General features: G+C 38.0%; 8 protein-coding genes. 5 read left to right on the top strand and 3 right to left on the bottom strand.

Annotation, left to right across the window (positions count from 1 at the left end):
* Window positions 1–97 precede the first annotated feature (97 nt).
* The gene (locus tag F580_RS0103900; RefSeq protein ID WP_019026380.1) at window positions 98–1,033 is read right to left on the bottom strand and encodes a redoxin domain-containing protein; all 936 of its coding nucleotides are present in this window, start codon (window positions 1,031–1,033) and stop codon (window positions 98–100) included.
* A gap of 223 nt (window positions 1,034–1,256) precedes the next feature.
* On the opposite strand from F580_RS0103900, the gene F580_RS0103895 reads away from it, so the two are divergent.
* Both F580_RS0103895 and pulA read left to right on the top strand, forming a co-directional pair.
* A complete protein-coding gene (locus tag F580_RS0103895) occupies window positions 1,257–2,228 on the top strand; it encodes a LysR family transcriptional regulator (protein ID WP_019026379.1) in 972 nt (323 codons plus the stop codon).
* Between the two features lie 119 nt (window positions 2,229–2,347).
* A complete protein-coding gene (pulA, locus tag F580_RS0103890; protein WP_019026378.1) occupies window positions 2,348–5,200 on the top strand; it encodes a pullulanase-type alpha-1,6-glucosidase in 2,853 nt (950 codons plus the stop codon).
* A 171-nt stretch (window positions 5,201–5,371) separates the two neighbouring features.
* Here the strand turns inward: pulA and F580_RS0103885 are convergent, their stop codons facing one another.
* A complete protein-coding gene (locus F580_RS0103885; RefSeq protein ID WP_019026377.1) occupies window positions 5,372–6,244 on the bottom strand; it encodes a 1-acyl-sn-glycerol-3-phosphate acyltransferase in 873 nt (290 codons plus the stop codon).
* 494 nt (window positions 6,245–6,738) lie between these two features.
* Between F580_RS0103885 and F580_RS0103880 the strand changes: the two genes are divergently transcribed.
* A complete protein-coding gene (locus F580_RS0103880; RefSeq protein ID WP_019026376.1) occupies window positions 6,739–7,752 on the top strand; it encodes an FHA domain-containing protein in 1,014 nt (337 codons plus the stop codon).
* Window positions 7,745–10,405 carry a serine/threonine-protein kinase gene (locus tag F580_RS0103875; protein ID WP_019026375.1) on the top strand — a complete coding sequence of 887 codons (2,661 nt, stop codon included), beginning with the start codon at window positions 7,745–7,747 and terminating at the stop codon, window positions 10,403–10,405. The genes F580_RS0103880 and F580_RS0103875 overlap by 8 nt, the downstream gene beginning before the upstream one ends.
* Before the next feature lie 33 nt (window positions 10,406–10,438).
* On the opposite strand, the gene F580_RS0103870 is transcribed toward F580_RS0103875, so the two are convergent.
* Window positions 10,439–10,807, bottom strand: a complete 369-nt coding sequence (locus tag F580_RS0103870; protein ID WP_019026374.1) for a hypothetical protein — start codon at window positions 10,805–10,807, stop codon at window positions 10,439–10,441.
* Window positions 10,808–11,404: 597 nt separating this feature from the next.
* Between F580_RS0103870 and F580_RS0103865 the strand changes: the two genes are divergently transcribed.
* A complete protein-coding gene (locus F580_RS0103865) occupies window positions 11,405–11,677 on the top strand; it encodes a hypothetical protein (RefSeq protein ID WP_157442992.1) in 273 nt (90 codons plus the stop codon).
* Window positions 11,678–11,950 lie beyond the last annotated feature (273 nt).

Below are 11,950 nucleotides of genomic sequence, written 5' to 3'. Positions count from 1 at the left end.
AACTTGTTTTAAAGGTTAATCAGAAATGCTTGCTGAGTAAATCAGCAAGCCTTTTTTTATTTTAGTATTGGACCGAAATCTACTGGTATTACTCTACTTATAGCTTGGATATTTGTTCAGCTAAAGTTTCAGAGTCGGAAAAGTCAGAAGTTCTTAATATGACTTCACCATCTTTTATAATGACTAAGCTCGGTAATTCTTTTACAGCATATTGATGAAACATGCCATTGTTAGCATCAATCGCAATGGCATGCTTTACCTGATACTTCTTAGTGTAATTCGCTAGTTCAGCTGGACCAGTCCAAAGTCTTGAAATGATGCCTTGCCATGCGATATTGTCAAACTGCTGGGTTAAATTATTGACTGAGTTTTGTGCCGCTATGCATTGTTGTGATGAGCTTGGGCGAGAGTCCTTAAAATACCAATCACACCAAGTAGCGGTAAATAAAAGCGCCTGTATTTTATTGTCATCAAGCCCTAACTCAAGTGGCAATGCAGTTTCTGTAATGGCATTATCGGCCAGTAAATCAAGTTGTTGCTCAGTACTTATCAGGGCAATCTTGTTATCAAGCACTGAATCTGCTTTGTGACCAAGGTGAACTAAATTCATTTGTTTATCAAACAATAAATGATACGGGGTACCGAGTAACCGAAACGCTTGCGCTAAGTCGCCACTATTATCGATAGCCATAGGCATTGATAAATTAAACTCTTGCTGCACTTTTTGCACCGCAGCTAAATTATCATTTATCCCTAGATTAATAGCGATAACAGCTAAGTTGTCGCCATGTTGCTGGCTAATTTGTTCAAAGTGCGGCATTTGCTCAATACAGGGTTTGCACCAGGTTGCCCAAAACTTTAAATAGACTGGTTTTTTACCTTGATATTGCTCTAAGGTAACCACTTCTCCCGTGGTTAGTGTCATTGGCATGGTTAATAACTCTTTTGATAAATTACTGGCTTGAGCTAAGGAAACTGAGCTGATGAATAATGCCAGTGAAATGCACAATAACAGTCGTTTTAACATGAACATAAAGAACCCTTTGATAATTAGTTTGAAGATGACGAGTCGCTGTAAGTCTCTGAGCATGTGGCATCGCCATGAAAGGTTATTCATGTAAATTTATTTGTAGGTTTTTACTGCTAACACTTTCAATGAAAAGTAGTTTACGTCAAATAATAATTATCAGAAGTGCGGATAATGAATTATATTAGTGAATATAATTCATTAATAACATTCATTGATTGCAAACATTATGGATAAGTTTAAAACGATCGCCTTGTTTATGTCGACTATCGAGACTGGCAGCTTTGCTGCGACAGCCAAAAAACACTCGACAGATCCATCGACGGTAAGTAAAGCTATTAAAAGGTTAGAAGATCAGCTCGGCTTGCAATTGCTCTATCGCTCTACTCGGCAATTAAGTTTGACCTCAGCAGGGCAGAAGTATGCAGATACTGTTGGCTCTCTCTATCAACAATTAGAGTCGTGTGAGCAAGAATTAAAATCAGACAATAATAGTTACAGTGGAGCACTGAAAATTAATTTACCGGTCTCGTATGGTCGTATGTATATGCTGCCAATGTTAAGCCGGTTTAAACAGGCCTATCCTGAAATCCAGCTAGATGTCAGTTTTAATGATCAATATGTTGATATGATTAGTGATGCAGTCGACGTTTCTATTCGTAGTGGTACTTTAAATGACAGCCGCTTGGTGGCACAAAAACTGTCACCCATGCCTTTTGTTCTCTGCATCAGTAATGAGGGTGTCAGTAGCAATGGAGTAGGTAATAAGTTAGTAACCAGCAGAGATATTGATATTTCGAATAAAGTACTGGCTGCTTTACCTTGGGTCTTATTTCGCTTCAAACAAACAGGTAGGACAATGCCGATAAATTTCTCCTATCAAGGTTGCCACATTAATGTTGAACCGATAAACATAACCATTGTTGATGATGGTGAGGCCATGGCGCAAATGTGCGCTGAAGGTCTAGGCCTTAGCCTTATGCCTCATTTTACCGCGAAAGCTTTAGTCGTTGCTGGCAAGATGAAGGTTGTGGCACAACTTGATGACTTTCCAAATTCAGGAGTCTTTATTGTTTATCCAAAAAGAAAAGACCTACCCAAACGCACGCAACTATTTATCAAATTCGTTAAAGATTACCTTCAAGAAATGGGCGAATCGCCATCACATACTTGGCTTGATAGACCGCTAAAACTTGGTTAGCAGGATAGAGTATTAGGGGGGGGGGATATTGAATACGTATGCAAAATTATAAAATTAGTTCTTTTATATTAGCTGAACAAGTAAGTTAGTATTCACGAATAATTAATAGAATTATCATCATGAAAAAGTCTTCGGTTTCCTTGTTAACTTACGCAACATTAGCAGTATCGTTATCCTTAACTGCTTGCGGTGAAAATGCTCAAAAGCTAGATTCACCTTCAGTTGTTGCTGAAAAAAATGCTGCTATTGCTAGTGAGTTCGCTAAGCAAGCCAGTGATAGCTCAGCCCATTGGCTAACGCCTGAGTTATTGGTATTACCTAAAAGTACCGAAGAGGTGTTATATCAATTTCTGAATACAGGAAAAGAAGAATTTAATGCTATTACCTTATTGGCGGTTGATTTTCCTCAGCACTTAGCAAAAAAATTCCCTCATCTTGCCGATTTTCAAGCTTTCAAAGTTGACTTGTCCCCAGTAGAAGCTAAAGCATGGTTAAAACAACAATTAATGGTTGTTGCCCTTGATAGAAGTCAGCAGGCGCAGAAGGTTTCTTTTGTGCAAACTGGGCCAGTGATTGATGCGCTTTATACTCAGGGTGAAAATGATGCCAATGAAGTGACAGATTTAGGCGCAACCATTATCAATAATCAAAAAGGTGAGGGTGTTAGCTTTAAGTTATGGGCACCAACTGCACAGTCCGTTTCGGTGCAGCTTTATGATGACAATTTACAAGCGATTTCAGGCGGTAAGCTTGACATGGTAGAAGATACCAATACAGGTATTTGGCAGGTAATATCAGATAGCCAAGCCAGTTATGCTTATTATAAATATCAGCTTGATGTTTATCACCCAGTATCAAAAAAAGTAGAATCCTTATCGGTTACTGACCCTTATTCTTTAAGCTTATCTGTTAATAGTGAGTACTCACAGGTAGTCGATTTGAGTGATGCTATCACTCAACCAGAAAACTGGCTTAACCAGCCAATACCGACGGTGAAAAATGTCGAAGATAATGTTTTTTATGAAACCCATATTAGAGACTTTAGTGCCAATGAACAGCGCTTAAGTAATGCTAAATTTAAAGGTAAATATAAAGCCTTTAGTGAGAGTAACTCTGACGGTATACAGCATTTAAAAGCACTACAATCGGCAGGGCTGAATAACATTCACTTATTGCCTACTTTTGATATTGCTACGGTTAATGAAGATACCAGTAAACATCTTGATATAGATGATAACTTGGCTAAGGTTTGTTCCATTACACCCAGTATCAGCATATGTCAGCAAGCTTACGATGCAAAACAGTCAATTAGGTCATTATTACAGAGCTATGATGTTGCTGGAGAAAAAGCACAGCAATTAGTTAGTCAATTACGTGAAAATGACAACTATAACTGGGGTTATGACCCTTTTCATTACACAGTGCCAGAGGGAAGTTATGCCGTTAATGCGCAAGGTGTGCCACGTTTAGTAGAATTTAGAGAGATGGTGCAAAGCCTTCATATTATGGGTTTTCGGGTGATTATGGATGTCGTTTATAACCACACTCATCAAGCGGGCTTAGAAACTAATGCTGTGTTAGATAAAGTAGTGCCAAATTATTACCACAGATTAGACCCGATAACAGGCGCTATCGAGCAATCGACATGTTGTGATAATACCGCGACAGAACGTGTAATGATGGCAAAACTAATGACAGACTCGTTAGTCGTTTGGGCGCGCGATTATAAAATTGATGGTTTCCGTTTTGATTTAATGGGACACCAACCAAAAGATGCCATGTTAGCTGCAAGGGAAGCTGTACGCCGAGTAGACAGTGATACTTATTTTTACGGCGAGGGTTGGAACTTTGGTGAAGTGGCGAGTAATAGCCAATTTATTCAAGCCAGTCAGCTAGAGTTGGGCGGCACTGAAATAGGTACTTTTTCTGATAGATTACGTGATGCTGTTCGTGGCGGCGGTAACAATACCCGTGATACTCAAGGTGTTGGTAATGGCTTATTAACCTTGCCTAATGATAAGCAAAATGAAAAAGAAAATCGTGCTGATTATGCGTTAAGAATGGATCAGCTACGTATTGGTTTAGCAGGCAATTTAATTAACTTCCCTTTACGGGTTATTGATGGCGAAAAAATATTAGGCAAAGATATCCCATATGGTGACCAACCAACAGGTTATGCCTTAGATCCTGCTGATACAATCAACTATGTTTCCAAACATGATAATCAAACGCTTTGGGATAACAGTCAATACCGCTTAGCGTTTGATGTATCAACAGATGATAGGGTGAGAATGCATGTGCAAAGTTTGTCTTTCGCTTTATTCGCTCAAGGTATTCCTTTTATACATATGGGCTCAGAGTTTATGCGTTCCAAGTCATTTCTTCGCGACAGTTATGACTATGGCGATTGGTTCAACCGTGTTGATTTTGCCAAACAAGATAACTTCTATAATGTTGGCCTACCACCCGCAGAGAAAGATCAGGCTAACTGGCCTTTGATCAAACACGTATTAGCAGGACATCAAGGCCGTGATCAGGTCAATGCAGAACAAATCCAACGAAGCAGTAGCATCTTTACCGACATGTTAGCTATACGTATGAGTAGCCCATTATTTAGATTAACTAGCGAACAGGACATTATCAAAAAAGTAAGTTTCCTCAATGCTGCAGTATCTCAGGAGGGTCGAGTGCAACAGCTTGGCCTGCTAGTGATGAAGATTGATGATAGTGTTGGTGAGGCAGTTGATAGTAATTATAAGAGCTTAATAGTTATCTTTAATACCAGTGCTAAAACACAGACATTTAACTATGATTTCAGCTCTGACCTTGATTCGGGCAGCAGCCAAGGTTATCAATTACACCCAATACAAAAAAAGGGTGCGGATGACACGATTAAACAAAGCAAAGTAACCACCAAGGGCTTTAGTGTGCCGCCCTTAAGCAGTGTGGTCTTTGTAAGGTATAGACTTTAGTTAATCTAAACTGCTTGGCTAAGCAGTTGTTAGATAATTTAATAAGTACTAGGTAAGTACTAGACAGCTATTTAGCAATAAAAAAGGCGCTGATGATCAATTATTAATAATTGATCATCAGCGCCTTTAATTTTTATAAGCCGTTACATCTTACTAGCCTAAGTTGTGAGCTTAAGTCCCGGGTGATAAGTGCAAGAAGCAACCTCGACCGGCAAATGTTAATTGATAGTTTGGCTCGCCAATATTATTAGCATCAAGCATTTTTTCGAGCAGACCTTTATCAACTAAAAAATCTAACATGTTAGTAGATAACTCACCTAATTTTGCTTTGGCGGTAATTTCAACTTTAGTGGCAACGCCTTTAAATGAGTACATAGCCTTAATTATTTTGGCTTCTGTTTCTGATATTTTTGGCATGCGGCCAGTATAGGCAGGGTACTGTGTTAACGGGAATTTTCCTTGGATGCTTTCATAAGAAGCTTGAATAGCTTTAATATCATTTTCTTTATTATCCGTTAGCTTAAAGGTATGAAATACACCGGTTTCTTTACTTAAGTAATCTACTTTAGCTAAAAATATAGGTAAACCACATCCCTGAGCTACATGATAAAAACCAGTTTTCCATTTAGGTACGGTGCCACGTGTCCCTTCAGGAGTAAATAAAAAGAATACTCGATTTAGCTTTTGGCTATTGATAAATTGTTTGATTTGTTCAACTTGACCAACGCCTTTGGCAGAGCGGTTTATGGGTATTGCACCAAGGTACATCATCCATATGCCTAATACGGGTACTCTGCATAAGCTGTCTTTTACCGAAAAATAAATCTTAACATCTTGCAGAATTGCCGAGCCGAGGGCGTAAAAAAAGTCCCAGTTTGAAGTGTGGGGCGCAGCAATTGCTACACCAGCACCTTCAGGGGCAATTTTACAAATTTTCCAGCCGGATAATTTAAACCAGAGGCTAAAAAAAGATTTTAGGAAAAATTTAGTGAAAATACCATCAAAGATGGTCTTCTCTCGGATGGTGAGTGCTTTTTTAGGCATAAAGGGTCAATACAGAATTACTACTAAGATACCTGCTATTGTAGCAGGTAAGTAGCAAAAAATATTGATGTGGCTAGCTATTTTGTTTACTAAACCGATATGATGCTGACTTAAATCGAACGCCTGTTTGAAAATGAACTGCCACTACTTATGGGTAGCTCTATAGTTAGTAATAATAACAAGCTTTTAGCTAGGGTGTTTTCATTGCTAAAAAGGCATATTAACTTGCTTTTTTGTTTGAAATGAAAGGTTTTAGTTTATTATTACGCTAATTCTATGATATTGATGCCCTTATTGACTGTTGAATAAGAGCTCACATCAAGCTAAAGCACGGTGTTTAGTGGTAACTGCGAAGGTCTATTTTGATATAACTAGGGAATAAGCACAGAACTTGTGATATTCACTAGAAGAGTCTCGGGTATTTATATACAATCAACCTTTCTCTCTATGCATTTTGCGTCTCATTAACAACTCAACGTATTATTGAACATATTATGGCTGCTATTTTAAATCTAAATAATAAAAACGACGCGTTAAGTTATTTAAATGCCTGTCATTGTTTTGGGCGCTCGCCAACTAACGTTGATACCGTTATCAATGCCCAAGAAGTATCTCGTATACACGCTGTGGTTGAATGGACCAATAACCAATGGTTTATTCGTGATATTAGCAACAATGGTACTTGGGTAAATAATCAAAAGTTAGTGAAAGATAGTCCACACAGACTTAAAGTCGGCGATAAAATATTTTTCGCTTCGGGTGAAAGTCACGGTTATGCTATCCAAGATTTGAGTCCACCGCAAAATATGTTACTGCCTATTGATGAGTTCAGTGGGCAAGCATCGACAGCACCCATTGTATTATCAGATGGTAATTTACTACCCAATGAAGATAAGCCTGAAATTGCCTTGTTTTATGTACCCAGTAAAGATCAATGGTATAAAGAGTTTCTCGTTGATACCGACGGTAGTGCCTATCCAGTAGCAAATTCAGACTTATTATTTTTTGGTAATCAAAAATGGCAATTGAAATTAACGCCGCTCACTGACAATACCGTACTTATGGCCAAAGCGAAGTTATCTGTTCATCAGATAAAATATCGTTTTAATTTAAGTTTAGATGAAGAAAGTACTGAATTAACGGTAACGACTGACGATGAAAAATTCTCTTTAGCGAATAAAGCTCATCATTACTTAACCTTGAGTTTGGCTAGACATAGGGATGAAGATGCTAAAAAGGGTATCGATGAAGACAACCAAGGTTGGCGCTTACCTGAAACGTTAATTAAAGAATTAGGCTACGAAATCACCCTTTTTAATACTCATGTTTGTCGCGCTAAGCAGCAATTTAGAGATATGCTAGATGGCGCTTGTGATGGTGACGAGTTAATTGAGCGTAAAGGTAAAAAAATACGTTTTGCCGGTGTTTTTTATCGTATCTATAAAGGTAATGAACTGATAGTGAATCGCGGACAAGATAAAATATCACTTACGGTATTACATGGATAATAAGTTACCACATTACAGCCGTGAACGATTATTAGGTGAAGGGGGCATGGGTAAGGTTTACCTAGCCCAAGATAATCAGTTACAACGATCCGTAGCCATTAAAGAATTAAACTATCAGCCCAAAGATGATGGCATTAATCATGCCCTGCAAGAGGCACGCTTATTAGCGCGTGTGAATCACGCTAATATCATCCAAATTTATAATGTCCATGATGAAGGTGACCATATCTCTTTGGTCATGGAGTACTTTAAAAGTAAAACCCTGACACAATTTCAGCAGGAAACCTACTGTACGCTAATACAGAAGCTAGACTTATTGCAGCAATTTTCTGCAGGACTCGATGCAGCGCATAAAAACGGTGTTATTCATTGTGATTTAAAACCGAGCAATATATTAGTCAATGACCAAGGGCTGTTAAAAATAACGGACTTTGGCATCGCTTTGATCGCACACAATGAAATTAACAATGACCAGGCAGAAAAGGGTGATGACGAACTTGCTGATAGCTCTGAAGGTGTGCAATACGGTAGTTTGCTTTATATGTCGCCTGAGCAAATACAAAAAAACAGTTTAGACTATCGCAGTGATATTTTTTCATTCGGTATTGTTGCTTACCAATTAATGGTGGGTAGCCACCCCTTTGGCCGAGGCTCAGCTACCGATGTTGCCACTAGAATTTGTCAAAACTCACCAGAGCATGCCAAAAATTTAATGTTAAATGCGCCAAGCGCGTTAACTGATTTGCTTATGGAAATGTTAATTCAACCACTTGAGCAGCGAACATTAACGGCTAGTGCTATTGAACATCGATTAAAGCACATTAGAACCGCACTGATGCAAGCAGAGATAAGCGAGCAAGCAACAATGCCGTTAGGGGAGTTGCCGCTATCAGTCGGCCCAGCAGTCAGTGACTTTACTCAAGCTATTCAGCCAACTGAAAACCTGCCAACACCCTGGTTTAGACAGAACAATATAGTCATCACTAGCATGACACTATTGTGTTTGGCGGCGATTGCTCTTTATTGGTTTAATAAGTCTCAAGCAGTGGAAACAAAACAGGTTGTTATTTTAAAACCAACCTTGTCAGACAGCTCATTAATGGCGCCAATGCAGCAAAACTTAGTTACTTCAGCGGTAGAAGATGCTTTACGACAAGCGGTAATAAATACTAAAAGCATGTATTTAATCTCGCAACGAGAAGTGAATGCGATTACCAAAGAGTATCCTGATGACTTGAGAAAACTCAAACAAGCAACGGGTGCTTCAGATATTATTTCAACCGAGCTAGAATGTGATAATAACCGCTGTAAAGTCAGCTTTTCCCGCTTGGTTGCTAATCCAAATAACAGTGATATGTTGAAGGTGAAATCAGAGAAAAACTGGTTAGCACCCATCGATAAATTTAATGTCATTTTTAGCACTAGTCAAACCCAGTTTGCTTCTCTTTTTCCCGAGAATACAAAGGTTAACCAATCGGACTTAGTACAAAGGCCGATTGATGAAGCTGACTATCGTGCTTACATAGCGCTTTATAGCGAAATTAAAGGTCAAGGAAACTATAATCTTGATAGCTTGATTAAACTTGAAACTCTGCTAACTCGTTCTCCTTATTTATATGCTGCTTATGCTTTATATCGAGATACAGCTTTAGATTTATATTCGGATTCAAAAAATAAGACATACTTTCAAAAATTAGATGTTTTATTACGAAATTCACCTCCAGAGTATCGTTACAGTGCTTTTGAAGCGATAGATCGATTTTGGCTAGCTTCAGATATGGGGGATAAGCAAGCAGCGGAACTTCAAGTTACAGAAGCGAAAAAAAGAGGCGCAGATGATTTAACTATTTTAGCGCTTGAAGCTTTTATGTATTTTAGCTCAGGACATTATAAAGAGGCGGCAGAGTCATATGCAGATGCTTTTAAACTTCGACCTAGTACCACTCTTTTAAACAATATTGCCTTTAGTTATTGGCGCATGGGAGACCTGGTGAAAGCTGAAAAGACTTTAAATGCAATACTAGCCATTGTTTCAAATAACTATAATGCTCGACAGCTACAGGCGCATGTTTGGTTACTACAAGGTAAGCTTGATTTAGCAATTAGTGCCTATGAAAAAATAGTCATTAGGACTAATAGTAGCAGGGATTTAACTAATTTAAGTTTAGCTTATACGCTTAATAAACAATATCAGAAATCGCTCGAGTTTGCCCTGAAGTCATTCAATAAAGATCCCAGGAATCCATTTAATTTATTAAACTTAGCTGATATAGAAATAATATTAGGTGATAAAAATTCAGCAATGTCTCGCTATCAACAAGTGGTTGATATTTTAATAGGCAAAAGTGAAGTCAAGCATTTAATCAACTTAGCGCAAGCATATAGTCAACTAAATCAAGCAAACTTGGCTATTGACGCCATAAACAAGGCTTTAGCTTTAGCTCCAGAAAATGGCGAGGTATCTTATGCTTCAGCTATCGTTTACAGTTTATTGAAAGAAGAGGCTTCAGCTATATTTTATGCTAAAAAAGCATTAAAAAATAATGTTGGCATAGTTTGGTTTAACCTTCCTTGGTTTAATTCATTATGTGCAGAAAATGAGTTTCAACAATTAATGGAGAAAAATGCCAATGTTGAACGTTGCTCCAATTAACTTATAACTTTATGAAGTAAAATAAGACATAAATTAATTTCGGATAATTCCACCACCGTCATTTATAGTTCCAAACGTACTCATTTGGGGTTGTTGTAGTTCCTGCTCTGGCGCCGTTTTAGCATTGTAAATAGTGATCAACTTATCCAAAGTCTCAGGATCATATTCTGCTAAATCAAGTAATCTTTCTAACTGTTCAACTTTTGCATCTGCCATTTGTAATATTTTCTTAAGTAGCAGGGCATCATTTAAGGCAATGTCATTTAATCGGTCAACAAGTACAGGGTCAGTCTCTGCAATGGTGATTAACATGTCGTTTGTCTTGCCAGCGTAAGCGCTTGGTAAATAAACACTGCCTGCTAAAACTAATACGAGTGATAAAGCTTTAATATATTTGATCATGACGATTCCTGCTTAACTTAGATTAAATGCTACGTAGATTATATGGTACGTAATACGTGGGTAGTATACTTGGGGTTAGTACCCTTGGAAACTGAGTACAAATTTACAGGCTAGTAGTGCCTTAAACAATGTCAGCTAATTACAGCCTACTAAATACCGCTATTTTTCACACTTTTCAATGTTTTTATTTCCGATAAGTTATTGTTTAACCATTGCTTATTTGTTCGGTTTATGTCTTTTAAAAATTCCTATAAGAAAATGCCAATAAATCAATCTTCGTAATAGCCTGTCATTTTTTGCACAATATTTAGCATGAAAATTTATCAATTTAACTATTTTCTCAATAATGTCATTGGGGTTGTAAGGTCGTGTAATGTTCTTTTGCTTTTGATTGTGGAATAGTTAACTTATAGAAGAGTTATTAATTTTCTTGAACAATTCATACTTTTAAGGGCGAGGACGACAGTAATCATGCAAGCAATGCGATCAGTAGGCTCAGACTTAAATCTTGAGGTAAACCAAGGACCAGAGGCTACTATTAAGTCAAATACTATTGCTAGGATGCATACATTAAAGGTAATAAATAGGAAAGATACCATGTCCTGTAACCAAGTTCACGAAAGGCGATTAGATGAAAGCTCACTGACCAACTTAGCGGAGTATCAAATATCTACTAAAGGCAGCTATAAGTGTTGCCAATGTGCCTATAACTCTGGCTACCAACAAGGCTCTCTTTTACAGCGCTTCATTAGTTTAGATATTGATAGTTTAGGTGACACACACACCGGCCCTGATGGCAATCATAAAAGTATCCATCAAGCTTTTGCTTTAGGCTATAGCGATGGCGTTAATTCATTTATTAGCAGTTAACGTTATTATTTCAACATAGTTGCTTAAGCTAAGGAAAATTAAAAGGATTTGATGCATCTGAGCATGGCGCCCATTACCAAATGATGGCAGGTGAAGCTGCCTGTGAAGACAAAAGGGGTCAGTGACACTTAATAGCTATTCTCATTTTTAATTAAATACTTCACTCTTTTTTACTCACTCAAGTTATATTGTCGCGGTGGCGATGACACCCAGAAGGACGAGTGTGACAGCCTCCATTCTTTCTTCTCCCTTTGGAATCCCTCGGAGCTGCTA

This window comes from Colwellia piezophila ATCC BAA-637 (assembly GCF_000378625.1).
Classification (GTDB): Bacteria; Pseudomonadota; Gammaproteobacteria; order Enterobacterales; family Alteromonadaceae; genus Colwellia; species Colwellia piezophila.
The sequence above is the reverse complement of the archived record's forward strand: the minus strand, read 5'-3'. Positions and strand labels throughout refer to the sequence as shown.